Annotated in this window: 29 protein-coding genes and 1 pseudogene; 7 read left to right on the top strand and 23 right to left on the bottom strand. The window is 46.0% G+C overall.

The window, feature by feature from the left end; translation table 11 throughout:
• Positions 1 to 133 precede the first annotated feature (133 nt).
• Positions 134 to 1,465, bottom strand: a complete 1,332-nt coding sequence (locus H2R00_RS03930; protein ID WP_182070490.1) for an MATE family efflux transporter — start codon at positions 1,463 to 1,465, stop codon at positions 134 to 136.
• Between the two features lie 95 nt (positions 1,466 to 1,560).
• On the opposite strand from H2R00_RS03930, the gene H2R00_RS03925 reads away from it, so the two are divergent.
• Entirely contained in the window at positions 1,561 to 2,265 is a 705-nt protein-coding gene (locus tag H2R00_RS03925; RefSeq protein WP_154994726.1) for a DUF4397 domain-containing protein, read from the top strand.
• 96 nt (positions 2,266 to 2,361) lie between these two features.
• Here H2R00_RS03925 and ypmT read toward each other — a convergent pair whose 3' ends face one another.
• The 7 genes from ypmT to ilvA all read right to left on the bottom strand — a co-directional run bounded on the left by ypmT (position 2,362) and on the right by ilvA (position 7,275).
• Positions 2,362 to 2,562 (bottom strand): protein YpmT, encoded by a 201-nt coding sequence (gene ypmT, locus H2R00_RS03920; protein ID WP_003182792.1) that lies wholly within the window; start codon positions 2,560 to 2,562, stop codon positions 2,362 to 2,364.
• A gap of 31 nt (positions 2,563 to 2,593) precedes the next feature.
• Entirely contained in the window at positions 2,594 to 3,166 is a 573-nt protein-coding gene (locus H2R00_RS03915) for a YpmS family protein (protein ID WP_154994727.1), read from the bottom strand.
• 10 nt (positions 3,167 to 3,176) lie between these two features.
• Positions 3,177 to 3,929 carry an SGNH/GDSL hydrolase family protein gene (locus H2R00_RS03910; RefSeq protein ID WP_182070489.1) on the bottom strand — a complete coding sequence of 251 codons (753 nt, stop codon included), beginning with the start codon at positions 3,927 to 3,929 and terminating at the stop codon, positions 3,177 to 3,179.
• A gap of 142 nt (positions 3,930 to 4,071) precedes the next feature.
• Entirely contained in the window at positions 4,072 to 4,662 is a 591-nt protein-coding gene (locus tag H2R00_RS03905) for a cytochrome c oxidase assembly accessory protein ScuA (protein ID WP_280527945.1), read from the bottom strand.
• Between the two features lie 8 nt (positions 4,663 to 4,670).
• Complete coding sequence (locus H2R00_RS03900; protein WP_154994733.1) at positions 4,671 to 5,513, bottom strand: DegV family protein; 843 nt, start codon at positions 5,511 to 5,513, stop codon at positions 4,671 to 4,673.
• 149 nt (positions 5,514 to 5,662) lie between these two features.
• Entirely contained in the window at positions 5,663 to 5,914 is a 252-nt protein-coding gene (locus tag H2R00_RS03895) for a YpmP family protein (RefSeq protein ID WP_145624890.1), read from the bottom strand.
• A gap of 92 nt (positions 5,915 to 6,006) precedes the next feature.
• Positions 6,007 to 7,275: a threonine ammonia-lyase IlvA gene (gene ilvA, locus H2R00_RS03890; protein WP_043926922.1), complete on the bottom strand. Its 1,269-nt coding sequence runs from the start codon at positions 7,273 to 7,275 to the stop codon at positions 6,007 to 6,009.
• Positions 7,276 to 7,506: 231 nt separating this feature from the next.
• On the opposite strand from ilvA, the gene H2R00_RS03885 reads away from it, so the two are divergent.
• The gene (locus H2R00_RS03885; RefSeq protein WP_182070487.1) at positions 7,507 to 8,508 is read left to right on the top strand and encodes a sigma 54-interacting transcriptional regulator; all 1,002 of its coding nucleotides are present in this window, start codon (positions 7,507 to 7,509) and stop codon (positions 8,506 to 8,508) included.
• 15 nt (positions 8,509 to 8,523) lie between these two features.
• Positions 8,524 to 9,165: a PAQR family membrane homeostasis protein TrhA gene (gene trhA, locus H2R00_RS03880; protein ID WP_003182805.1), complete on the top strand. Its 642-nt coding sequence runs from the start codon at positions 8,524 to 8,526 to the stop codon at positions 9,163 to 9,165.
• Between the two features lie 40 nt (positions 9,166 to 9,205).
• Here trhA and H2R00_RS03875 read toward each other — a convergent pair whose 3' ends face one another.
• From H2R00_RS03875 to H2R00_RS03825, 11 genes and pseudogenes are all read right to left on the bottom strand, one after another.
• Complete coding sequence (locus H2R00_RS03875) at positions 9,206 to 9,829, bottom strand: 1-acyl-sn-glycerol-3-phosphate acyltransferase (RefSeq protein ID WP_154994737.1); 624 nt, start codon at positions 9,827 to 9,829, stop codon at positions 9,206 to 9,208.
• 14 nt (positions 9,830 to 9,843) lie between these two features.
• Complete coding sequence (locus tag H2R00_RS03870; protein WP_182070486.1) at positions 9,844 to 10,332, bottom strand: dihydrofolate reductase; 489 nt, start codon at positions 10,330 to 10,332, stop codon at positions 9,844 to 9,846.
• A 356-nt stretch (positions 10,333 to 10,688) separates the two neighbouring features.
• On the bottom strand, positions 10,689 to 11,237 hold the full coding sequence (locus tag H2R00_RS03865; RefSeq protein ID WP_154994741.1) for a phosphatidylglycerophosphatase A family protein: 549 nt from the start codon (positions 11,235 to 11,237) through the stop codon (positions 10,689 to 10,691).
• Positions 11,238 to 11,252: 15 nt separating this feature from the next.
• Positions 11,253 to 11,855 carry a YpjP family protein gene (locus H2R00_RS03860; RefSeq protein ID WP_182070485.1) on the bottom strand — a complete coding sequence of 201 codons (603 nt, stop codon included), beginning with the start codon at positions 11,853 to 11,855 and terminating at the stop codon, positions 11,253 to 11,255.
• A 271-nt stretch (positions 11,856 to 12,126) separates the two neighbouring features.
• Entirely contained in the window at positions 12,127 to 12,897 is a 771-nt protein-coding gene (locus H2R00_RS03855) for a class I SAM-dependent methyltransferase (protein WP_182070484.1), read from the bottom strand.
• Positions 12,898 to 12,933: 36 nt separating this feature from the next.
• Entirely contained in the window at positions 12,934 to 13,368 is a 435-nt protein-coding gene (locus H2R00_RS03850) for a BrxA/BrxB family bacilliredoxin (RefSeq protein WP_043926931.1), read from the bottom strand.
• A gap of 88 nt (positions 13,369 to 13,456) precedes the next feature.
• The gene (gene ilvD, locus H2R00_RS03845; RefSeq protein ID WP_154994747.1) at positions 13,457 to 15,133 is read right to left on the bottom strand and encodes a dihydroxy-acid dehydratase; all 1,677 of its coding nucleotides are present in this window, start codon (positions 15,131 to 15,133) and stop codon (positions 13,457 to 13,459) included.
• 340 nt (positions 15,134 to 15,473) lie between these two features.
• Positions 15,474 to 16,611: pseudogene (locus tag H2R00_RS03840) on the bottom strand (conserved virulence factor C family protein).
• A gap of 30 nt (positions 16,612 to 16,641) precedes the next feature.
• Entirely contained in the window at positions 16,642 to 17,313 is a 672-nt protein-coding gene (locus H2R00_RS03835; protein WP_176274702.1) for an HD domain-containing protein, read from the bottom strand.
• Positions 17,301 to 17,780: a glutathione peroxidase gene (locus H2R00_RS03830; RefSeq protein WP_154994751.1), complete on the bottom strand. Its 480-nt coding sequence runs from the start codon at positions 17,778 to 17,780 to the stop codon at positions 17,301 to 17,303. The genes H2R00_RS03835 and H2R00_RS03830 overlap by 13 nt, the downstream gene beginning before the upstream one ends.
• A gap of 15 nt (positions 17,781 to 17,795) precedes the next feature.
• A complete protein-coding gene (locus H2R00_RS03825; RefSeq protein WP_182071019.1) occupies positions 17,796 to 19,475 on the bottom strand; it encodes a formate--tetrahydrofolate ligase in 1,680 nt (559 codons plus the stop codon).
• A 151-nt stretch (positions 19,476 to 19,626) separates the two neighbouring features.
• Here H2R00_RS03825 and metA point away from each other — a divergent pair, with 151 nt between their 5' ends.
• Positions 19,627 to 20,535, top strand: a complete 909-nt coding sequence (metA, locus tag H2R00_RS03820) for a homoserine O-acetyltransferase MetA (RefSeq protein WP_154994755.1) — start codon at positions 19,627 to 19,629, stop codon at positions 20,533 to 20,535.
• Between the two features lie 270 nt (positions 20,536 to 20,805).
• Positions 20,806 to 21,957, top strand: coding sequence for a diglucosyl diacylglycerol synthase (locus tag H2R00_RS03815; protein WP_182070483.1), 1,152 nt, complete (start codon positions 20,806 to 20,808; stop codon positions 21,955 to 21,957).
• 54 nt (positions 21,958 to 22,011) lie between these two features.
• On the opposite strand, the gene H2R00_RS03810 is transcribed toward H2R00_RS03815, so the two are convergent.
• The gene (locus H2R00_RS03810) at positions 22,012 to 22,701 is read right to left on the bottom strand and encodes an AIM24 family protein (protein ID WP_154999416.1); all 690 of its coding nucleotides are present in this window, start codon (positions 22,699 to 22,701) and stop codon (positions 22,012 to 22,014) included.
• A 284-nt stretch (positions 22,702 to 22,985) separates the two neighbouring features.
• On the opposite strand from H2R00_RS03810, the gene cspD reads away from it, so the two are divergent.
• On the top strand, positions 22,986 to 23,186 hold the full coding sequence (gene cspD / locus H2R00_RS03805; RefSeq protein ID WP_003230776.1) for a cold-shock protein CspD: 201 nt from the start codon (positions 22,986 to 22,988) through the stop codon (positions 23,184 to 23,186).
• 55 nt (positions 23,187 to 23,241) lie between these two features.
• Here the strand turns inward: cspD and H2R00_RS03800 are convergent, their stop codons facing one another.
• A complete protein-coding gene (locus H2R00_RS03800; protein ID WP_003182837.1) occupies positions 23,242 to 23,424 on the bottom strand; it encodes a hypothetical protein in 183 nt (60 codons plus the stop codon).
• Positions 23,425 to 23,583: 159 nt separating this feature from the next.
• Here H2R00_RS03800 and H2R00_RS03795 point away from each other — a divergent pair, with 159 nt between their 5' ends.
• Positions 23,584 to 23,850, top strand: a complete 267-nt coding sequence (locus H2R00_RS03795; RefSeq protein WP_154999417.1) for a DUF2564 family protein — start codon at positions 23,584 to 23,586, stop codon at positions 23,848 to 23,850.
• Between the two features lie 82 nt (positions 23,851 to 23,932).
• Here H2R00_RS03795 and H2R00_RS03790 read toward each other — a convergent pair whose 3' ends face one another.
• Together H2R00_RS03790 and H2R00_RS03785 are read right to left on the bottom strand one after the other, a co-directional pair.
• A complete protein-coding gene (locus H2R00_RS03790) occupies positions 23,933 to 24,118 on the bottom strand; it encodes a zinc-finger domain-containing protein (protein WP_003182841.1) in 186 nt (61 codons plus the stop codon).
• Between the two features lie 14 nt (positions 24,119 to 24,132).
• Entirely contained in the window at positions 24,133 to 24,792 is a 660-nt protein-coding gene (locus H2R00_RS03785) for a reverse transcriptase-like protein (RefSeq protein WP_154999418.1), read from the bottom strand.
• Positions 24,793 to 24,814 lie beyond the last annotated feature (22 nt).

Genomic DNA, 24,814 nt, shown 5'->3' with positions numbered 1-24,814 from the left:
ACAAGCCCCCAGCACCAAACTCATTTTATATTGTATATATCGTCAATTATTAAGACGTTAAAAGCATTTTTGTTCCTTTGCTTCTGACGCCCGGCGGGAGCTGGCTTTGTGGGCTTGCCGCAGGAGCTTGCTTTCATTTTTCAAATAGAACGAGGTGCTTCCACTTCCCGTAGCGGTAATATAAAAATGCAGTCAGGCTGCTCAGCATAAAGCTCATTCCGATGCCAAGCGCTATGCCGTTCTCGCCAAGCCACTTTGAAAATAGGTATGTAAACGGATAGCGCAAAACCCAAAAAGAAATCACGTTCAGCACCAAAATTTGAAACATCGCTCCGGCTGCCCTTACAACACCGTTTAACACAAAGTTAATCCCGATAAACGGATAGAAAAAAGCAATTGTTTTTAAATACTCTTCCCCGAATGCGGCTGAATCGGCTTCCGAAATAAACAGCCTGACCGCATGATAGCCTGTCAGAAATATCGCGGTACTGACGGCAGCCATAAACAGCAAGACATAAATGACGCCGTAATGAGCGATTTTTTTCGTACGCTCCATGTCGCCGCTGCCGACGGTTTGGCCAGCCATACTGTTGACAGCCGTGCCGATGGCCATCGCCGGGAGAATCAGCAGGCTGTCAAGCCGCTGTACCGCGCCAAACCCTGACACAACACTTTCTCCAAATGAATTGACAACGCTCATAATCGCCATCGAGCCGCCTGAAATCACCATCATTTGCAAGCCGGCAGGCACTCCGAGTTTCAAAATGACGGACGTCTCTTCCAGCGAGGGAAGCGCCGGCTTTGAAAATGGAACAAGCCGCTTTCTCACCGTATAGACCACTCCGTAAATGAAAGCAATCCCTTGGGAAACGACGGTTGCATAGGCCGCTCCGGCAATTCCGAGGTTGAATACCGAGATAAACAGCGGATCCATGAACAGGTTCAGGATGACGGCCAACAGGACGAAACGCAAAGGTGTTTGACTGTCGCCGACCGCTCTTAACACTGTACTGATGAAATTATAGCCGAATAAAAATATAATCCCGATAAAATGAATGCTCAAATAGCTTGCAGCCAAATCCATCATATTGCCGGGCGTTTGAAGAAGCGAAAGCAAAGGCTCTGTGAAAAAATAGCCGATAACCCCGAGCAATACGCTCATCGCCGTCATCAGAACGACAAACGCGTTGACATATGAAGCAAGTCCCTTTTTATCCCCTTTTCCTTTTTGCTGCGCAAGAATCGTCAGCGCCGCAGTGTTAACGCCCAATACGAACGACAGCACCGTAAAGAAAACCGTCCCTGAGACGGCCGCAGCACCGAGAGCTTTTGCTCCGAGCAGATTTCCGACCCACAAGCTGTCAACGAATTGAAATGAAATCTGTAAAAGGTTGGCTAAAATGATCGGGCCAGAAAAAAAGACCAGCTGTTTAAACACATTTCCGTATGTAAAATCCGTTTTCATTGTTTTCTCCTTTAATCTGTCGTCTTGATCACGATGTGACCGATGGCTTCGCAGCCTCATATGATGTCAGAAAGCATGCAAAGGGGCGTGACAAGATGTTCTCTACAGTTCATGATGCCCGTCAAATGGCGGGAGGCTTTCGGAGGAGCTGCTATCATGTTCCGCCTGCCGAGGCGCCCTATTATTTTCGAAACAGCGGAAAAGCAGCGATGATCAGACTGCTCCACGCGGCTCCTCACACCGACAATCTCGACGTATTCGTAAACGGGATATCCGTTTTTCAAAACGTCTCCTATACAGATTTATCTTCCTATGTCCGGTTTCCTGCCGGCCGTATTCAAATCGATGTTTTCCGGAGAGGCAGGGCGCATAGTCCCCTGCTGACGGTACGGTATCACCTGATCCACGGCGGGTACTGTACGGTTGCCGTCACAGGCACAGCCGCAAAGCTCGTTCCCGTCGGAATGTATGACCAGCCTGCGGCTGATCCGGAAAGCCGCAGCATCCGATGCGTCCATCTCTCGCCGGACTCCCCAGCTCTTGACTTTGCAGTGCAAAACGGACCTGTCCTGTTTTCCGGCGTCCCCTTTCAAGCGGTTACCCGGTATCTCCCGGTGCGTTCACAGAAAATCGACGTCGAGCTAAGGGCCGCCGGTTCAACAGCAGTCCTGCTGAAATCCCCGAAAATCACGCTTCATGCCGGCGAATCCGCAACTTTGTATGGCCTCGGTTTCGTCAACGGCTCTCCTGCTCTCGAAATAAAAGCAGCGCCGTTTCCTGTCAAAGCTCCGCCTTCATAGCGAAAAAAAAGAGACCCGATGTCTCTTTTACAGTCTGCTGAATGCAGGGACGACAAAATCCTAAAACGGTCTCATGTTTTAGGATTTTGCCGGCAATTATTGATTGTGATGGTCAGTTTTTTTATGTTTTTTCGCATCAAGCGTAAAGATCATAATGCTTAAAAACAACGCACAATACCCGATGTTCAAATACATCTTGTCCATGTTTTCATCGACGAAACTGAAGGCGGCGAGACCGCCGAAGTACAATGAAAACAACATAGACAGCAAGCTGAAATATGTGTAGATACGTTCCATATGTTCACCCCTGTAAATCCCGCTGCACGATCTATGAATCTTTTTGTGCAGGCTGATAATAAACAAATTCGATTTGATCTTTTTCTAAATCAATGTCTTTTGCTTTCACATACATTCCGTTTTTAAGCGGCATCTCTGACAGACGAACTTGAATTTCTTTAGCGTCCGAACGAACGTGTACAAAATCAGGAAGATCATAAAATTGATCCATGTAGTTCAGCACCATCGATATCGGAACATTTAACTTGCCAATCGAAAATCTCGTCACGTCAAGGACCACATCTCCGTTTTTTTCCACCGTCGGCCGAAAGGACACCCTCGCATCGACTGTCGAGGAAAAGGCACGGATCGCACCGACGATGTGGAATTCATCATCGATTTCGATTTGATAGTCAAGATCCGGCGAAGACTCCTTCGCCAAATACGTGTTGATGAATGCGGCCAATGACTCTTTCGTGCTCGTCACGTTCAGTTGGTATTCACTCGGAGTCGGCCGCGGCGGTTCCTTTTGACCGCCGGGCAGGAATATGAGAATGAAAATCCCGGCAAGTATGATGACGTTGACTGCTGCTAAAATTAAAAATAAGCTCTTCCATTTCTTCATTTTTTTCACCTTATTCTGCTGGGAGGTCTTCGTTTTTAATTTGTTCGTAAACGCGTTTCGCTATTAAAGAATACCCATATTGATTAGGATGAAACTCATCTTCTGAAATCTTCTTTTCATCGCTGTATTCCTCAAAAATATCAGCGATATCCGCCATTTTCGTATTGGAGACCTTTTTCAGGCTTTTTTCTGCGCCTTCATTCCATTCGTCTACGACTTGGTCAACTTCCCTCAGTTCAGACAGCGTAAACTTAAACGGATTATACATGCTGACATAAATCAATTCAGCGCTGGCGTTTTGCTCTCTGATTTCCGCTAAAATATTCGAAAACCGCTTTTCAAACAGTTTTTGTTCGGCACGGAAAGGTGTGAGCGTTAAGTGCGCGAAGTTTTGGCGGACGACTTTCATCAGGTCGTTGCCCCCGATTGTAAACAAAATGTAGTCTGCATCTTTTAGGCCCTCTTGTACTTCTTTTTCTTTTAATCTTTCAAGCAGCTGATCAGTCCGGGAGCCTTTAACGGCATAATTTTTGACCGTTACGGACTTCACATCGTTCCGGCTTTCAAGCTCGGCGGCTACAATGCCGACATAGCCTTTCTTCTCTTGATCGCCTACCCCCTCTGTCAGAGAATCGCCCACTGCTGCAATCACGATATCGCGCTTAGGGGAGACCGATGTTTTTTCAACGCCCGCATTCCATTCCGTACAGGCTGAAAGCAGACAGACGAGGGTCATCATGACTGTTATAAACCGTATGTTCAATAATGATGCCCCTTCCTTCTAGATAACCTAAAAAAAAGTGTACCATGTTTTGATTCTTTTGAAAATCATTTGGCCGGTGTAAAAAAAAGCCTGTTTTCCGGTGGTCAGGAAACAGGCTTTCGCTGCAGGTCGCCCGTTCTTATCAACGGTTTTCCAGCGTCTTAATATCGGCGATGATTTCATCGTACGGCGTATTTCTTGCACCGTCATAATCCTTGACGACTTTGCCGTTTTGATCGACTAGATAAAATGACGATTGGTGTATCACCTGATCTTCATCTTCAGGTTTTTTTACTATTGATTTGAAGCTTTTCAGCGCAAACTTTTCGATTTCCTTCTGCGAGTATCCGGTTAAAAAATCCCAATTTTGAAAACTGAGCGGATAGTTGGCTGCAAATTTCTTCAATTTTTCAGGCGTATCATTTTCAGGATCAACGCTGAATGAGACGATCCGGGCCTGCAGCTTTTCCTCTTCCATTTGTTTTTGCAGTTCAGCCATATGTGAAGTCATTGGCGGACAGATCGTTTCACAGTTCGTAAATATAAAGTCAGCCACCCAGACCTGGCCTTTTAAACTTTCAAGAGACACCGCTTTCCCATCTTGATTTTGAAAAGAAAAAGACTGTACATCATAGTTTAAAGGATTTTCAATCTTGCTAGTTCCGCAGGACGAAAGAAACACTGTGAGAATACCTGCAAGGAAAATGCCAAAAACGTTTTTCAATCCTTCCATCCCCTTTTTCAATCGGTGTAAAAGGTAAAACCGATTGCTCCTTTTCCGGTATGAACCGAGATAATCGGCGTTGTGTATGAAATATCAATATCGATTCCCGGGATATGTTCAAGCAAAGAGTCTTTCAGCCTATGGGCGAGGTCAAGTGCATCGGCATGGGCGATTCCGATCGCCTGCACCGTCCTTCCCTTAACCGTGGAAAGAAATTGACCAGTTAAATAACGGATAAGCTGACCGCTGCTCCGGACATTTTTTTCAGGCGTATAGATTCCGTCCTCAAGCCTCGCGATCGGCTTAACCTTGAGCAACGAGCCGATCAGCGCTTTTCCCCTCCCGATGCGGCCGCCTTTGATCAAGTTGTCAAAATGATCAATTGTCACATAGAGGGATGTCCGGTTGCGTAAGTTCTCCAAGTCTTTTACAATCGCTTCGGCCGTCATGCCCTCTTCGGCCAGCAAGGCGGCCCGCACGACCTGAAAACCGAGGCCTTTTGAAATATACATGGAATCAATCACCGTAATTTTCCCGTCGACCATATTTGAAGCGCTTACAGCCGTCTGGTATGTCCCGCTCAATTGGCTTGAGAGATGAATGCTGATCACTTCGCTTCCGTCAGCGGTCAGCTCTTCATACAGTTCGATAAAAGCACCTAAAGGCGGCTGTGAACTTTTCGGGAGTTCTGCGGCTCTCTCCATTTTCTCAATAAATTCGTCCGGCTGAATATCGAATCTGTCTCTGTATACAGTGCCGTCGATCGATATCGAGAGCGGGAGAACGGAAATATGATATTCTCTGAGCAGTTCTTCGCTCAAGTCAGCGGTTGAGTCCGTTACAATTTTAATCTTTGTCAATCTCCTTCACATCCTGTCGGTTCAAATGGTGTATTTCCTAGTGAGGCCAAATCGGCATGAAAAATTCTTTGCCGGCCGAATGCCATCTTCCGCCCTTTTCAAAGCGGATTTGGCTCTCTTCATGGACCGGCAAAGAATGCTATGAATTCTTATGCATTATGCTTCAATTCTTCCTGTTGATAAATGGCCAGGTAATCCTGCCATTTCAATGCTCTCTTTAAGTAGTCCCTAAAGGAGTAGACGTTTTTTTTCCGCTTTGAGCAATAGAGCGTCTTTAAAAAGATTTCGAGCCTCAGATTGGCCATGAAAAAATGCGGGTCGTCCTCCTTCAGCAGGGGTATTTCCGTCACCTTCACCTTCTGTCCATCCGAACGTTTGAACTCTAGGCTTTTAAGTAACAAGCTATCAATCCTCATTTATGAGATATTTTCTTTATTATACATAATCTCAGGAGCAGTTGTCTGTGATTTATGCGTGTTTTCAAAAAAATTTCTTAAATCAGCAAATGAAAGAGCCCTTCATCTTTATTGACTTCGACATAGCGGAAGCCTTTCCGGTCCATCCTCGCGATCAGCGGCTCGTAGTCATCGCGCTGCTTTAATTCAATGCCGACGAGCGCAGGGCCGCTGCTCTTATTATTTTTCTTCGTATATTCAAACCGGGTGATATCGTCGGTCGGCCCGAGCACTTCATCTAAAAATTCGCGCAAAGCTCCCGCCCTTTGCGGGAAGTTCACGATGAAATAATGCTGGAGTCCTTCATACATCATCGATCTGTCTTTGATTTCCTGCATTCTGCCGATATCGTTGTTTCCTCCGCTCACGATGCATACGACATTTTTCCCTTTAATTTCATCCCTGTAAAGGTCTAAAGCGGCGATCGGCAGTGCTCCCGCAGGTTCGGCGACAATCGCGCATTGGTTGTACAGTTCCAGAATCGCGGTGCATACCTTTCCTTCAGGAACGAGCAAAATATCATCTACAACGGTTTCAAGCGTTTTAAATGTCTCTTCGCCGATTTTCTGGACAGCGGCTCCGTCTACAAATTTATCGATTTTCTCGAGGGTGACGACTTCGCCTTTTTTGTTTGATTCAAAAAGAGCCGGTGCGCCTTTAGGTTCAACCGCGATCAGCTTTGTATCCGGGGACACGTTTTTCATGTAGGTTCCCACTCCTGAAAGCAGGCCGCCTCCGCCAACGCTTGCGAATAAATAATGGGGTTCAGTTTCGATATCGTTTAAGATTTCGACCGCGACCGTTCCCTGGCCAGCCATGACGGCAGGGTCGTCAAACGGGTGGATAAATGCGCGTTTTTCTTCCTCGCAGCAGGCGACAGCGCTTTGATACGCATCATCGAACGTGTCGCCTGTCAGGATGATCTCAACGTATTCCTTGCCGAACAATTCGACTTGGGAAATTTTTTGCCTCGGGGTCGTCGACGGCATAAAAATCTTTCCGTGAATACCGAGATGTTTACAGGAAAAAGCGACCCCCTGTGCATGGTTTCCTGCACTGGCGCAGACCACCCCGTTTTTCGTCGTTTCTTTTGAAAGCTGCTTCATTTTATAATAGGCGCCTCTCAGTTTAAAAGAGCGGACAACCTGCAGGTCTTCTCTTTTTAAATATACGTTGCAATCGTACCTCTCGGACAGCCTCTCATTTTTTTGGAGAGGGGTATGAATAACAACATCTTTTACATTTTGGTGGGCTTTTAAAATGTCTTTGACTTGGATGAGAGAGTTTTCTTTAAGCAACGGTTTCATGTATAAGATCCTTTCTTTTTAAAGCTTTATTTAATACGCCATTATATCATGAATATTCAAAATTTAAAGAGCAATTCTTTGTTATTTACAGAATATTATACACTTTCTCAATATATACGAGTTCTTTTCGATTCTTAATGTGCAGCCAAATACACTTTTTTTCAAAAAACTCTTTATTTGTTCTAATTGGGTGTTATAATAGAACCAATTAGAACCAAAAGGAGAACCGCCATGATTAAACACACGTATCCGTCCGTAGGCTTCTCGGAGCTGATCGGGGAATGCGATTCCTTTTTGCAAACGAAAAACAGAGCGATACAATTCGCAGCCTCTTCCCATCCGATTCTGATTCATGGGGAAACAGGCACAGGCAAAGAGCTGTTCGCCAAAGCCATTCACTCCGGATCATCTTTCAAGCATGATCCCTTCACACGCGTAAGCTGCAGCACGCTGGATGAAGATGAAACGGCTGAAGACTTTTTTCTTTCAGAGATGAATGAACCCGGAACCCTGTTTCTCGACGAAGTGTGGGGCCTTTCCTTGCCTCTTCAGGGCAAGCTTTTGGCAGCGATTGAAAAAGGGATGCCCAAAAGACTGATCACCTCTTCAAGCGTGCCTCTCGGTGAACGGATTGAAAGCAGCGAATTCCGCAAGGATCTGTACTACAGGCTCAATGTGCTCGACCTTCCGCTTCCCTCCCTTGCTGAACGGCGAAGCGACATCCCCCTTCTCGTGCATCATTTTTTAAAAAGCGGGGATCATGACATATATGTCGAACCGGTCGTTTGGAAAGCTTTAGAGCAGCATGAGTTTGAGGGGAACGTCAGAGAACTCAAAAACATGACGGATTATATGAAAACCGTCTCAGACGGAAAAACGATTCAACTTTACGACACACCGCCGGCGTTAAGAGAACAAATCGAAAAGAAGAAGCCAAAAGACAAAAAAACGGCTTCAACATCACTTACCTTAATGGAAAAAGAGGAGTTTGCGTTTTTGCTCGATGCAATCAAGCAATTAAATGAAAAAGGAGAGCCTGCCAGCCGCAGGGTTCTGTCCGAGCTGAGCAAAAACGGCAAGTCGGAGCTTACACCCCAGCAAGTGCGAAGTAGATTGGATTATTTGGAAAAAAGAGAGTTTATTACAAAGGGCCGCGGAAGAGCCGGGACAAAAATCACGCTTGAAGGCCTCCGCTTTTTAAGCTCTTTAAAGCATCACATTATTCAAGATTAGAAAGGGTGTCTTGGTATGTACACGATTAAAGAAGAAATTGCAAATGCAATAACCCATGGACTCGGCGTCCTCCTGTCAATTCCCGCCATCGTATTTTTGGTGATATTTGCGATCCGCTACGGAAGTCCGGTGGATGTTGTCAGCTTTTCAATTTTCGGCGCTTCCATGCTGTTCCTGTATTTAAGTTCGACCCTTCTGCACAGCATTCAGCACCAAAAAACGAAAGATATTCTTGAGATCATTGATCACTCAGCCATCTACGTATTGATTGCGGGAACATATACACCGCTGCTCCTCGGACCTTTGAAAGGCGCGCTTGGCTATACGATGCTGGCGGTCGTCTGGGGACTTGCGATTGGCGGGGTTGTGTTTAAAATCTTTTTTGTGAAACGATTTATCGTGGTCAGCACGCTGGTGTATCTTGTGATGGGATGGATGGCGATCATTGCGATCAAGCCGCTTTATACGGCCTTGACCGGAGAAGGATTCGCCCTGCTGCTTTTAGGAGGAATCTTGTATTCCGTCGGAACCATCTTTTATTTATGGAGAAAGATCCCGTATCATCATGCGATTTGGCACACTTTCGTGCTCGGCGGCAGCGCCTCAATGTTTTTCTGCGTGCTTTTCTACGTGGCAAAGGTGCCGTTTGTATCATAAATGGCGAAAACCAGGCTTCCTATATGGGAGCCTGGTTTTTTTATGCCCGAAGCTGTTTGTTTTCAGTCATGACGTATGCCGGGTGGATCGTCAAATCGATATCAGCAGGTCTCAGCCGCTTGAACAACGTGCCTTTCTTCATGTCTTCCGTACCGGCTGTTTCGACTGCAACGATCGGAATGCCGAGCCTTTTGGATAAAGCTTTGTAATCGAGTCCGTCATCTTCAGACAGAATAAAGCTTTGCCCTCTCCGGACGATTTCTTCCACGTCTTCAAGCGCTGCTTCCTTGTCGGCGCTTTTTCTGACCGCGGCCATTTTATTGAGCCAGCCGTTGATCAGCGGATAACGAAAGGCGCGCGGATCAGCAAAAAACGAGGCGGTTTTGTCAAGGTGTCCAAGCAGCACAGCGAGCTCTGACAGGCCGAGCTTTGGGTGTACGTAAAGCACGGGGCCCGCCGGCGATCCCCCATTCTGATGGATGGAAACAGTCGAACCGGTTAAGCCGATGCACCCCCGCAAAAAAGCTTTTGGCTTATCAAAGACAGCTTCCATCTGATTGGCATACGAAAGGCGCGGGTCAAGTGTCTGCAGTGCCTGCAGGAGCTTGATATGCTTGATAAGCATATAGGCCGAATAAATCCATAAAAAACAATAGCGAAACATGAAAAACCTCTCCTCTATCCTTTTCTTTGATAAACGAGGAATTCGTAGTCATAAGGATTTTTGTCATCTTTCAGGCCTTTCCGCCTCGAAACGATTTCCCACTCAGCTTCGTTGAATTCAGGAAAATACCGGTCCCCTTCAAAGGTTTCATCGATTTTTGTCACATACAGCTTGTCCGCAAAAGGCAGAATCTCCGTGTATAGTGTTGAACCGCCGATGACAAAACATTCTTCATTTCGGTTTTTCGCAAACCGCACCGCTTCCTCTGTCGAATGCATCACCTGACAATTCGGGATATCCAGTTCTTTATTGGATGTGACGATGATGTTCTCCCGGTGTGGCAAAGGTCTGCCGATGGATTCAAACGTCTTTCTCCCCATGATCACGGCGTGCCCTTTCGTTACTTCTTTAAAATACTTCAAATCTTGCGGCAGATGCCATGGCAGATCATTGTCTTTTCCGATCAGGCGGTTTCTGTCCATGGCAGCAATCAATGAAATCATTGTTTAAAGCCCCCTTATGATGTTTGTAGTGAAATAATGCCGGATGATACTCATCTCTTTGTGTGATCATCTGTGAACATGATGATGAAGATGGAGGTTAAAGCTGTGATGAGAGGAAACCTTTCTTCGAGGTTTTCATTCTGATCAGACCGCCCGAATGCATTGGTCTCATTCCCCGTTTTATTCTTTTCCGGTTTTCTTACATATGACGGCACATATCCGCATGATGTTTCATTTTTTTCATCCTTTTGTAGTGTATCTTGTTTAACCTTTCGAAAACAAGATATTTTTCGAGAAAAGGCATAAAATATGCGGCATAAAAAAACCCCGCCTGATGGCGGGAACGGCTGAGCCTTTCAGCGGCTTTTCGCAACGCTCTGTCCGTCTGTTCTCTCTTCCTGCACTTCATCCTCAAGATCCTGATGCGAATGGGCAATTCGGCTTGCCGCAGCTGCCGCCAAGGCAGCGACGATATCATCAAGGAACGTATGAACCTCATCGTCCGGACAGTCGTCCAGTTCTTTAATGATGCCGAATTTTTCTTTATCCAGATAGCCGAAGTTCGTCAAGCCGATCGAACCGTAGACGTTTACGATAGAAAGCGGAATAATCTCGTCGATCCCATAAAGGGGTTCATCCGTTTCGACCAAATATTGAAGCGGTTCAGGCAACAGTTTTTTCTCGGCCAGCTGGTCAAGCGCTATCCCCGTTAGAACGGCATGAACGATTTCCCTTTTGTTTAAGACCTTTTCGACATTCTCAACGCATACATCAAGCGGGAGATCAGGATGGTATTTTTCCTGCAGTTTTTGGACGATCAGCGCGATATCCTCAATCGTAACCCCGCGCTCATTCAACATATTTTTCGTTAAGTGCACCATTTCATTCATCGTATACTTCTTCATCTGCATCAATCTCCTTTAGTGACTCATCCAGTTAGGCGGTGTATTGCGATCCCAGTAAATGCTTCCGAGATCGTGATGTTTTTGAAAGCCGTCTTCGGCAGTATGGTAATGAAAGTTAAACCAGTAGCCGTTATGAGGCGGCTTGTCCCTGCGCACATGGAACCTTAGCACATCTTCCCCCGTTTTCCGGTTGTAAACGTGGAAGATTTTCTCCGACTTCCCCGCCGTCGGCGTTTTAGAAATGACAAGATCCTGGTAAGCGTCATTGTCCTGCATTGTCATGAGATGGCTGACGATGATCTCCTCGATCTTAGGAAGCACTTCTTCCCTGTACTCGTCTTCAATGACCGGCGATATCCTGCTGCCGAATTTTACGAATGAAAGATCTTCCGCTTCATTAAGCAGTTCATCCTTGTAGGTGTCAAATGAAGATTGGGATTCGCCGTCTTCGTCAAGCTCGGGCTCTTCATCCTTTAGATAAACAGCTGTATACCCGGATTCTTTCACGCTCTGATGCTCCTGCGGCTTGTCCGCCATCAATGCCGCAGGAGGAGATACAAGGCCGAACGTTGCAATTGTAAATAATGCGACAAGCGCTTTTCTCATCCACATCTTCATGACTGATTTGTTCCCTTCTGATCGCTTTTTCGTTTTCTCTTATTCTATCATAGGTTGAATTTTCAGTCATTCATAAAGTGGATGTGCAGAAACACAAAACGCCTTTTCTTTTAGCGATAAAACGTTTACAATCAAAGATGAAAATTCCAAAACTGGGAGTGATCGTTCATGGTTGAAGGTCTTTTTATAGCCGCTTCATTGATTACCCTTGCTTATTTTATCGTCATGGAAATCGCAGATTAAAAAAACCCAAGGTATATACCTTGGGTTTTCATTTTTCGAGGACACCGTAATGAAACAGGGCCGTTTTGCGTTTTTTTACGCGAAATCCGTATTTTTCGAAGCGTGGACTCTTCCAGTGGTCTTTCAGGACCACTCTTTTTTTGGCGACCCGAAGGGCTTCATGTAAAGCACCGTCAAGCGTAAACTCGGAATGCGCCCACTTTCTTAAAGGGGCGATGCCGTCTGATTCTTTGATTCCATCATCAAACATCGGGTCGAAGTAGACGATATCTGCTGAATCATCATCAAGTTCCAGCAGGTAATCAATGCTGTCGCCTGAATGAACCCGAATCCTTTTCATCGCCTGATCCAAAGCGTCAAGGCCTGTCTCCCACGATTGAAGCCCCGCCTCGACAAGAAAAGCGAGGAGCTGACTTTTTTCAATTCCGCGCACTTCGCCTTGTTCGCCTGCGGCAAGACTCGCAATGATCGCGTCTGAACCAAGGCCGAGCGTACAATCGAGCAGCTTGTCCCCCGGTTCAACTTGTGCAGCTTCGACAAAAGGGTCCGGTTCGCCTTTTAACATGCGCTTGGCCCGGAACATCGCAGAGTTCGGGTGAAAAAAAAACTTTTCACCTTCTGAATGATACAGCTCGAAGCGCTCTTTTCCAACCACGAGAACATCATCCTGCTCTGTTTGCCGGATTTGACGAATCGGCCGTTTTCTCCGTTCGGAAAAGCGGGCGCCGAGCGTCTGGCTGATTTTTTCTGCCGTTAAAATCGTGCTTTCAGTCGGTCTGTAGCTTGTTGTGACAATCATGTTTTTCTCCGTAAAAAATGCCCTTCAAAGGGCATTTTAGCAATGTTTTTCAAAAGCGTCCGTGATGTTTTTCATAATCTCCGTCATTTCACGGCCTTCAATCTGTTCACGCGGAATGAAATGAACGACTTCTTTGCCTTTCAGCAGTGCCATTGAAGGTGAAGACGGTTCATATCCTTCGAAGTATTCCCTCATTTTCGCCGTTGCTTCACGGTCCTGTCCAGCAAAGACTGTAACGGTCTCGTCAGGCCCGTTTTCGCTTCCGGAGACGGCTTGAACGGCTGCCGGTCTCGCCAGCCCGGCGGCACATCCGCAGACTGAGTTGACGACGACGAAAGTCGTGCCTTCTGCACCTTCCATGAATGTCTCAACTTCTTCCGCGGTCGTTAACTCTTTAAAGCCGGCCTGCACCAATTCCTGACGCATCGGAAGAACAAGCTGGCGCATGTATTCTTCATAAGCTGTTGACATATTAAAAAGCCCCCTCTATAAACCTTGACTACTGATGTCAAGGATACTACAGAGGGGGCTGAATTTCAAACACCGGGCGAAAAAACCGCTAGATTTTCATAATGCCGCCGGTATTGGCAGAAGTCACAAGCTTTGAATATCGGGCGAGATAGCCTGTTTTCACTTTCGGTTCAAATCCGGGCCAGTTTGCTTTTCTTTTTTCCCATTCTTCATCGGAGATTTCGATGTTTAAAATCCGCTTTTCAATATCGACAACGATATGGTCGCCGTTTTCTACAAAAGCAAGAGGGCCGCCTTCGGCTGCTTCTGGCGAGACGTGGCCGATCGAAAGACCGCGGGAGGCTCCAGAAAAGCGTCCGTCGGTAATCAAGGCGACTTTCGGACCGAGTCCCATTCCAACGATCTGCGAAGTCGGAGCAAGCATTTCAGGCATTCCCGGTCCGCCTTTAGGACCTTCATAGCGGATGATGACGACATCTCCCGCTTTTACTTTACGGTTGATGATACCGTCAAGCGCTTCTTCCTGTGAATCAAAGACAACCGCAGGTCCTTCATGGCGGGTAATCCCGTCTTGAACGCCGCCCGTTTTAATGATTGCACCGTCAGGCGCCAGGTTGCCGAACAGGACGGCGAGTCCGCCTTGCTCTGAAAATGGCTGATCGATCGGATGAATGACCTCGTAATCTTTCACTTCGCGCCCGGCAATATTTTCGCCAAGCGTTTTTCCCGTTACAGTCAGTGTATCCAAGTGAAGCGCGCCTTCTTTTTTCGACAGCTCGTTTAAGACTGCCGATACGCCTCCTGCTTCATGCAAATCTTCAATAAACACATCGGAAGCCGGTGCAAGCTTTGATAAATGCGGAACCCTTGCTGCTACCTCATTGATCCGTTCAAGCGAATAGTCTACACCCGCTTCATTGGCGATCGCAAGCGTATGAAGGATCGTATTCGTTGATCCGCCGAGCGCCATGTCTAACGCGAAAGCGTTGTCGATCGCTTTTTCGGTCACGATGTCGCGCGGTTTGATATCCGCCTTGATCAGCTCCATCAGCTGGCGGGCCGACTGTTTGGCAAATTCCCTGCGGTCGGGTGATGTCGCCAAAATGGTGCCGTTGCCCGGCATGGCGATGCCAAGAGCTTCAGAAAGACAGTTCATCGAGTTGGCCGTGAACATGCCCGAGCATGATCCGCAAGTCGGACAGCCGAACTGTTCAAGCTCCTCGAGTCCTTTCTCATCGATTTTGCCGGATTGATAAGCGCCAACGCCTTCAAATACAGAGGAAAGCGAGATTTTTCGTCCGTCGCTCGTTCTTCCCGCTTCCATCGGTCCTCCGCTGACAAACACGGTCGGAATGTTGATCCGCATTGCCGCCATGATCATGCCCGGTGTGATTTTATCGCAGTTTGGAATACATACCATTCCGTCAAACCAGTGCGCCGATACAACCGTTTCTACTGAATCTGCGATGATTTCGCGGCTCGGGAGAGAATATCTCATTCCGATGTGCCCCATCGCAATTCCGTCGTCAACCCCGATTGTATTAAATTCAAACGGAACACCGCCGGCCTCTCTGATCGCCTCTTTGACGATTTTTCCAAACTCTTGTAAATGGACATGACCCGGTACGATATCGATGTATGAGTTGCAAACGGCAATAAACGGTTTGCCGAAGTCCTCTTCTTTTACCCCAGCCGCTCGCAGCAAACTGCGGTGCGGTGCTCTGTCGATCCCTTTTGTAATCATGTCACTGCGTAAACCTGTCATCGTGATCCTCCTAAACATCTTCGTATTTACATTCTGTATTTTCTGAATATTCAGTTTTAAAAAACTGTCTGTTAACCGCTTGCCGGACTGATCCGCAAGATGACGGCTGTTTTGATCTTCATCTGTAAATCATTCCCCATGAATCAGAACCTCCACATTCAATATGATTGCTAACTACTATATATATTTTCAGAGTGTTTTTCAACAATATTCGAAATATTTTTATAGAAAAAGTGATATTTTATAACAAGGCGCGTGACTTTTTTCAAAATACCAGGATTGGCAGCTTCGGAGCAGAGGGCTTGAGGTATAAAAAAAGACGCTGTTTCCAGCGTCCTTGTCAGCTGTCTTTTTTGCGGCTTTCCGTCATTTGCTTCCAAACGGAGCCTTTAGCTTCTTCACCGTATTCGATCCGTTCGATCGCCATTTTGACCTGAAGGCTGACTTCAAATTCCGGATCGTTTTCAGCTTCTTTTAAAGCGGGAAGCGCGCTTTCATCGCCGACTTCGTACAGAAACATGGCGGCTCTCCAGCGCACAAGCTTGCTCGGGTCCTTCAGCGCTTTGATCATCGCCGGAATCGCTTCCGGGTTTCCGATATCTGACAGACAATCACCGGCCGTTCTTCTGACCGTGATCGTTTTGTCTTCGAGCGCTTTATATAAAAGAGGAAGCACCGCAGGCGTCTCGATCATGCCTAAATAAACGACAGCAAGCCTTCTGATCGATGTTTTCGGGTCATTGAGCGCTTTTTCGAGGACGGGAATATCCTCTTCAGTCGGATCCATTTGTTCAAGATGGGCATAGCGTTTTTGCCAATCTTCCTCATCCATCATTTCAAGCGTTACCCGGTAAGACTTTCGCTGCACAGCCGCGCGTTTATCCTCAGCATCGCTTGAGGCGGCTGATTCCGTCAGCTTCCGCAGGCGCTCTTCATCGTAAGCCGCCTCAAGCTCTTCCGTTACTTCGCGGCCGATTTCTGAAAAATCGCCGAATCTGACGCCTTGCTCTTTCCATGACCGTTCGAGCACGACGTTGGAAGACGCTGTTTTAAGCTTCAAGATCGCTTCCTGGAAACGTTCCGGAAGGCCAAAGCGCTCCTCGCGCTCGCCGTCGGTCAATTTCACCTGCATCGGTATCCCGCTGAACATTTGCACGAAGACTTTAACCTCGCCAAACGATTCTTTTTCTTCGGAACGCCCCCCCCGCCTCTTCGGCTTCGCCCATTCCGAATGCAGCGCGCACCGCAGGGAGGATGTCTTTCCAGTCAAATCTCGCATTGCGCTCGACAGCAATAAAATCGGCCACATGGTAGACGCCTTTTACTCCGTCTATGTTTAAAACCTCTTGAATGACGGGAGGCGCGCCTTCCGCATGATCCTTTTTATAATTATTGCTTTTACCGCCCGGCAGTTCTTCGGTCAAAATCACCTTCATTGTATTCGGACTCGGTGTCGGTTCTATCGATTTAATTTTCATCATTGTCCCCCTCTGTTTAAAGATCCGGTCCTATTCTACCATAACCCCCAGCCCTGATCTATCAAGGCGGCTTTCTCTAGAGAAGGCGCATTCATTTTCCAGTTCGCCGAGGAATTCGAGCATCAGCTTATGCCTTTTTTCCGCGAGCATCCGTCCCGTTTTCGTATTCATCAAATCTTTTAATAGGAGAAGCTTCTCGTAAAAGTGGCCGACCGCAGTAGGTGCATTGGCGCTCCCGTAGAGGAGATGGCCCTTTGCCCCTGCATACATCAAAGCCCTGGCGATCCCGACGGCGCCGATCGCATCAAGCCGATCGGCATCCTGGACAGCCATTCCTTCTTTTGAAAGGGGGTCGTCTTTATATTTCTCTCTGTCTCTGAATGAAATTCTTGTGATGATGGCAAGAATCCCGTCAACCGCTTCCGGATCGACCTTCCAGTCTTCTGACAGGCGCCTTTTCAGCTCCTGAAGCGGAACCCGGTGTTCATCGGACAGCTTTTCATCAATCACATCATGGAGAAGTGCGCAAGCTTCGGTCATAAAAAGGTCTGCACCCTCTTCTTTTGCGATCTGAAGGCTTACGTTCCGCACCCTTTCGATATGCAGCCAGTCATGTCCTGTACCTTCGGCTGCGAGCTTCTCTTTAACCCATTCGGACATCAAGCGGATCTGTTCTGTTTGTTCCTGATTCAGCCCAGCCATTTCTGAATGGTCTCCTCTATCTCCTTTGGATTGGTTTGCGGTGAAAAACGCTCGACGTTCTCGCCGGTTTGATCGACGAGAAATTTTGTGAAATTCCATTTGACCGCTTTTGTTCCAAGCATGCCCTTCGCCTTGTTCGTCAAGTGACGGAACAGCGGGTGGATTTGATCCCCTTTTACATTCACCTTCGAAAACATCGGAAACGTGACACCGTAATTGACGCTGCAAAATTCTTCAATGCTTTTTTCATCGCCCGGCTCCTGATTCATGAATTGGTTGCTGGGAAAGCCAAGAATCTCAAGTCCCCGGTCTTTATATGCTTCATACAAGTCTTGAAGCTGTTGATATTGAGGTGTAAATCCGCACTTTGAGGCCGTGTTGACGATGAGAAGCACTTTGCCTTTATACGGCCTCAGTGTCGTGTCCTCGCCTTTAATCGTCTTGACGCTGATATCGTAAATGGACATGACGGTCCCTCCTTTTTAGAATAAACCTTTAGCCTTGCCGTTTTCGTCGACATCCATCTTAAGTGCAGCAGGATGTTTCGGCAGTCCGGGCATTGTTAAAATACTGCCTGTCAAAGCGACGATAAATCCTGCGCCCCTCGATGGTTTTAATTCGCGGACGGTGATGATAAACCCTTGCGGCCTGCCGGTTTTCCCCGGGTCATCTGATAAAGAATACTGAGTTTTCGCCACGCAGACAGGCAGTCCGTCCAACCCGTTCTTTTTCAATTCAAGCAGCTGCTTTTTCGCCTTTTCGGTAAACTCTACCCCTTCGGCTCCATAAACGGTGCGGGAAACCTTGGTTAATTTGTCTTCGATCGAGTCGGTTAATTCGTATAAATAAGAAAAACGATTGTCCTTTTGTTCCATGACATGAATGACTTCCCTTGCCAGGTCTATCCCGCCTTTTCCGCCCTCTTCCCAAACATTGCACAGTGCAGCCGGATGCCCGTTGTCCCTGCACCAGCCAAGAACCGTCTCAAGCTCGTCCTCCGTATCCTGTACGAATCTGTTGACGGCCACAACGTATGGAAGACCGAACGCGTCTATCGTTTCGATATGCTTCGCAAGGTTTGCAATTCCGCTTTTTAATGCTTTTACGTCTTTTTGCTTCAAATCGGCGAGAGGCGTTCCGCCATGCATTTTCAGCGCTCTGACGGTGGCGACGATCACAACCGCTCCCGGGGTAAACCCGCCGGCTCTCGTTTTGATGTGCATGAATTTTTCCGCACCCAAATCAGCGCCAAAGCCCGCTTCAGTCACAACATAATCAGCCAGTTTCGCAGCCGTTTTAGTCGCGATCAGACTGTTTGCCCCGTGAGCGATGTTTGCAAACGGGCCTCCGTGGACGAGCGCCGGTGTTCCTTCAACAGTTTGAACAAGGTTTGGTTTGATTGCATCTTTTAACAGGAGGGCAAGCGCTCCCTGTACACCGAGCATGCCGGCCGTCACCGGCTGTCCGTCAACGGTGTAGGCAACGATCATTGCAGCCAGGCGCTTTTTTAAATCGGCCAAAGCGATGGCCAGGCATAAAACGGCCATGATTTCCGAGGCGACGGTAATGTCAAAGCCGTCTTCCCGGGGAAATCCGTTCGCTTTTCCGCCCAAGCCGACAACGGTTTCGCGCAGCGCCCTGTCATTGAGATCAAGCGTCCTTTTCCAGACGATTTTTCTGATATCGATGTTTAATTCGTTTCCCTGATGAATATGATTGTCTATAAAAGCCGCCAAAGCGTTGTTTGCAGTTGTGATTGCATGCATATCTCCCGTAAAGTGAAGGTTGATATCCTCCATCGGAAGAACCTGGGAATATCCTCCTCCGGCAGCCCCGCCTTTCAGGCCCATTGTCGGACCAAGTGAAGGTTCCCTCAGCGCCACGATCGATTTTTTGCCAATCTGCCAGAGCGCCTGGCTCAATCCGACGGTGACAGTCGACTTCCCCTCGCCTGCCGGGGTCGGGTTGATGGAGGTTACCAAGATTACCTGTCCATCGGGTTTTTCTTTTAAACGCTCAAAAATTTTTAAAGAAATTTTCGCTTTTGTGCAACCAAAACACTCTATTTCTTCGTCATTTATATTGAGTTTCCGTGCAATTTCGGTAATCGGTTTTAATTCCGTACTTTGGGCGATTTCTATGTCTGATAAATGGGATTTCATTTGCAAGAGGAGCCTCCTTTTGGTTCATCACACGATGATTTTCCATATTTTTCACACACTTCTTTCATTGTAACACAATTCACACATTGAAATATCGCCAAAAAGTTCCTATAATGAAGAAAAATCAGCGGAGAAAACCGGAGGTGGCGTGTTGCCTATCAACATACCTATCAATTTGCCAGCTAAGCAGATTCTTGAAAGTGAAAATATTTTTGTCATGGATGAAAAACGAGCTTTTCATCAGGACATCAGACCATTAAATATTGTGATTCTTAATCTGATGCCGCAGAAAATTAAGACCGAGACACAGCTGCTCAGGATGCTCGGAAATTCTCCTTTACAGGTATATTTCACTTTTTTAATACCGTCTACACACACGCCAAAACATACACCAAGGCAGCATTTGGAACAGTTTTATACAACTTTTTCTTCAATCAGGGACCGAAAATTCGACGGCATGATTATTACCGGTGCACCGATCGAGCACCTGGAGTTCGAAGAGGTATCCTATTGGGAAGAACTCCAGGAGATTTTAGACTGGAGCAAAACGCATGTCACATCAACGCTTCACATCTGCTGGGGAGCGCAGGCAGGACTGTATCATCACTACGGGATTCGCAAAGTCAAACTGCCGAAAAAAACATTTGGCGTTTTTGAACACAGAATAATGGAGAAAAATGAAAGACTGGTCAGAGGCTTTGAAGAGTTCTACTATGTCCCGCATTCGAGGCATACAGATATAAATATGGATGACTTAAAAGCCGTTTCCCACTTAAAAGTGCTCAGCATATCCGATGAAGCGGGCGTCTGTTTAATTGCTTCAAAAGATGAAAAACAAGTTTTTTTAACTGGACATCCTGAGTATGATACAGATACTCTTAAAGAAGAGTATGAAAGAGATTTAGCCAGGAACATGGACATTGATTCGCCGGTGAATTATTTTAAAGACGGGCCGGACGGTGCGGTGCCTGTAAACCGCTGGAAAGCCCATGCGACTCTTTTGTTCATGAACTGGCTGAACTACTACGTTTACCAGGAAACACCATATGAGTGGAAATGAAATTCTCATGCCCTGGTCTGATGCAAGACATTCAAAATGTGTTAAAATACAGTTGGGTTAGTCTTCCATAAGGGGGTTTCGGCTTTGCCGCGAAAGCAGGAATTATAAGGAACCCAGTGCTTTCCTGCCGATCCATACTTTAAAAATACCTTAATTTTTGTTCTTCATTTATAATTAAAATAATATCTATGGTATGGTATGTGTGGACATTGACTCCTGTTTTTTTACCATTTTAGCTCTTGCTGTTTGAATTAATTGAGGTGAATATGCTTGAATACCAATAAAAATATATTAATTTTGACTGCAAATTACGGAAATGGCCATGTTCAAGTAGCCAAAACGCTCTACCAAGAGTGCGAACGGCTCGGTTTTAAGAATGTAACTGTTTCGAATTTGTATCAAGAATCAAATCCGATTGTGTCAGAGATCACTCAGTATCTCTACCTGAAAAGCTTCTCAATCGGTAAACAGTTTTATCGCCTTTTCTACTATGGGGTCGATAAAATTTACAATAAAAGAAAGTTTAATATTTATTTCAAAATGGGAAATAAACGGCTGGACCAACTGGTTAAAAAACATCAGCCAGATATCATCATCAATACGTTTCCAATGATTGTCGTGCCCGAATACAGACGGAGAGTGGGAAAAGTCATTCCGACTTTTAACGTCATGACGGATTTCTGTCTTCATAAAATCTGGGTCCACGAACATATTGATAAATATTACGTAGCAACTGATTACGTGAAAGAAAAACTGCTCGAAATCGGCACTCACCCGAGCAACGTCAAGATTACGGGCATTCCGATCCGCAGGCAGTTTGAAGAAGAAATGGACAAAGATAAGATCTACGAGAAGTATCAGCTGTCTCCCGACAAGAAGATATTGCTGATCATGGCAGGCGCACACGGGGTTCTTAAAAACGTAAAAGAACTGTGCGAATCTCTGGTGACGGAAGAAGATGTTCAAGTCGTCGTTGTGTGCGGAAAAAATACGATGCTGAAATCCTCATTGGAAGAAATTGAAACCCTTTATCCAAACAAGCTGAAAACGCTCGGCTATATCGAAAGAATTGACGAGCTGTTCAGGGTGGCTGACTGCATGATCACAAAGCCGGGCGGAATTACCTTGACAGAGGCCACGGCAATCGGCGTTCCCGTCATCCTTTACAAGCCTGTTCCCGGGCAGGAAAAGGAAAATGCCCTGTTCTTCGAAGACAGAGGGGCTGCCATCGTCGTCAACAGGCATGAGGAGATTCTTGAATCAGTCTCTTCCCTGTTGGCTGATGAGAAAAAATTAAACGAAATGAAGAAAAACATTAAAAGTCTGCATTTATCCAATTCATCAGAAGTCATCCTGACGGACATTATCGAGCAGTCTGAAATCATCATGAACAAAAAACAGACTGTCCGGGCGCTGTCCTAAAAAAGTTCGATTCAGAAAAAAACACTTGCTCTGCAAGTGTTTTTTTGTTTGATATTAAGATTCCGAGTAATAAACTTCTTCAAACGGCTGCACAACGACAAACCCGTTCCCTGAAAACTTCATTTGGATCGATTCCCCGCTTCCCCTGCCGATGAACGTCTTAAAAGAGACATCTGTCACAAATTCGGGCTGCAGGCTTCCAGACCAGGCAACCGTTGCGTTTGGATCGGTATAGACGGGGCTTTCCGGGGTTACGATCAAAGTGAGTGGCTCATAATGGCTTGTGATTGCAGCCATTCCTGTTCCCTCAAGCTTAATGTTAAACAGTCCGCCGGCAAGCATGCCGGAAATTCTTTTCATCAGTTTGATGTCCCAATGAATCGACGGCTCAAATGCGAGCAGATCGTGCCCATTCACAAATATGGAGTCTTCATTTAAGTTTAAAATGGATATCTTCTTTCCTTGATCCGCAAGGTACACCTTTCCATTTCCTTCCGCTTTCATCAGTGCAGCCCCTTCACCGCTGAACACTTTTTTCATCATCCGTCCAATTCCGTGTTCAAATACCCCTTCACGCTTAAATTTGACTCTTCCTCTGTAGGAAACCATCGAACCGGCCTTTGCCCACACTTTTCCGTCAAGATTGACTTCCAGGAGACGGGGCGTTTCCATTTCAAACAGCCCCTCCCCTTTGTCTTCCTGCTGGGTTTTGGATACAAACTCATCAACCGAATAACGGCTCATCTATTAACACTCCTGTTCACATTCCTGATATTGGTTTTATTATATACGGACTGACGCTTAAAATGTTTCATCCGCTTTGCGAAAAATGATGATGAATAACCATAAATTGAAAACGATTTCAAAGAAATTCCTTAAAAAAGCATTAAAGTTCATTTTTTTCTCTTGACAGCTTGACGAAGCCTCCATAGATAGTGTATAGTGAAACCATCATTTAGCAGAACACCGTTAAATGATGAAAATTTTTTTTAGCACATTGTGCTACAGTACTAGGAGGATTAAGCAATATGCAAAACGGTAAAGTAAAATGGTTTAACAATGAAAAAGGCTTCGGCTTCATCGAAGTTGAAGGCGGAGACGATGTGTTCGTTCATTTCACTGCAATCGAAGGTGACGGATACAAATCTCTAGAAGAAGGACAAGAAGTTTCTTTCGAAATTGTTGAAGGTAATCGTGGACCTCAAGCATCTAACGTTGTAAAGCTTTAACAAAATCAGAACAAATTGAGACTTCAAATAAGAGGAGAGGCATTTTTTGCCTCTCCTATTTAATTTTCAGCTGAATTTCGATCGCCAGTATATTTTGCTTCAGTCTTTGCTCGATTTCCTCAATGTTCTTCTCGAGAGATGGACGCCCCTTTTTCGCAATATCAACGAGCTGTTCAAGATCTTTATATACCTCCACAAATGTCTTGTGAAGAACGGTTTGCAGTTCATTGCTTTCCACTGTTCCTCAGACTCCTTTTTTTCTGATTACCTAAATTAGTAATAAAGACTTATATATTTTAGGTTCAATAGTTATATCGGATTAATTTTACTTTATTTTTTCTATTTTACACATAAAAATGCCTTTTTTAGAAAAAATACTTGTCGGAGGTGTATGATCATGACATCAGAACATCACGATGATCTCGAAACGGGATTTAATCAGCGCAAGCAGCTTGAAATAGCCGTAGAAACAGCCCAAAAAACGACGGGAATGGCAACGAGGCAAAAAAGCTCCACTTTGCTGAAATCGGCGTATCAATCCATTGAAGATGCCAGACAGCTGTCACAGGCTGAGGAATTATCAGCACTGGATGAAGCCTTTTTAAACGAACAGCTCAACATATTAAATGATTGCCAGCACCAGCTTGACGAATCACAGCATTAAAAAAACCGCGTTCAGCGGTTTTTTAGCGTGGCCCGAAAACCCGGTTTTCATGGATGATGGCCTATTGGGGAATTTTAAGGGATCAATTTTTGTTTGTCAGCACGTCTCCATAGGTGCGGAGCTTTTCTCCGACCGTACATTTTGAAATGCAAAATGCGTGGGCATACGTTTTTCCGTATTCTTTTCTGAAGTGTTTTTTGATGAAGCACCCTTCACAGTAGGTGTCCTGCAAATGTGTCAGTTCCTTAAAGATCTCTTTCTTATCCAAAACGTTCATCTCCGTTATTCATCTAGTTTGATTTTGCTTTCCACAATGGTATGCTCAAGCATTTTTTTTGCGAGCTGATCCGCTTCCTTGTTGTCTTTGCGGCTGATTTGAATATAGGTAGGCGTGAGTTTTAATTTTTGAAGCTGGCTTTCAATTATGTCCAGCCATTTCGAATGAACGGGATCATAGCATGGCCAGTTTCCTTCGAGCTGGTTCAGCACGACAAGCGAATCTCCTTTAATGACGACGGAGTTCCTGCTTGCCCCGAGATCTCTAAGCTCTTTAACAGCTTCGGAGAGAGCCGCATATTCCGCCTCGTTATTCGTTGTCAGCCGAAAGCTCTTGTTCTTTCTCAATCGATACCGCTCCCCGCCGAGGGAGTAATATATCACAATGCCTAAACCGGCGAGCTGACTTTCTTTATCATAGCTGCCGTCAAAATACACGGTGATCTCATCCGGTTCAGCCGCAAGTTCTTCTTTCAGCTTTTCCAGCTCTTTCAGGGTCCAAAAGCTGCCCTTCTCATCTTCGAACTCGAGTTCAGTGACATACGGACTTTGAGTAAGCTGACGCCCGGACGCCACTGCCTCTTTCACCTCGATCCATTCATCAGCTGTAAAATGAATGGGTGAAGACCCTTTAATCTTAATTTTCATGCCTGCTCTCAGTTTCACAAAATCACCTTTATTCAAATTA

Origin of the sequence: Bacillus haynesii (assembly GCF_014042035.1) — a bacterium.
GTDB classification, from domain to species: Bacteria; Bacillota; Bacilli; order Bacillales; family Bacillaceae; genus Bacillus; species Bacillus haynesii.
The sequence above is the reverse complement of the archived record's forward strand: the minus strand, read 5'-3'. Positions and strand labels throughout refer to the sequence as shown.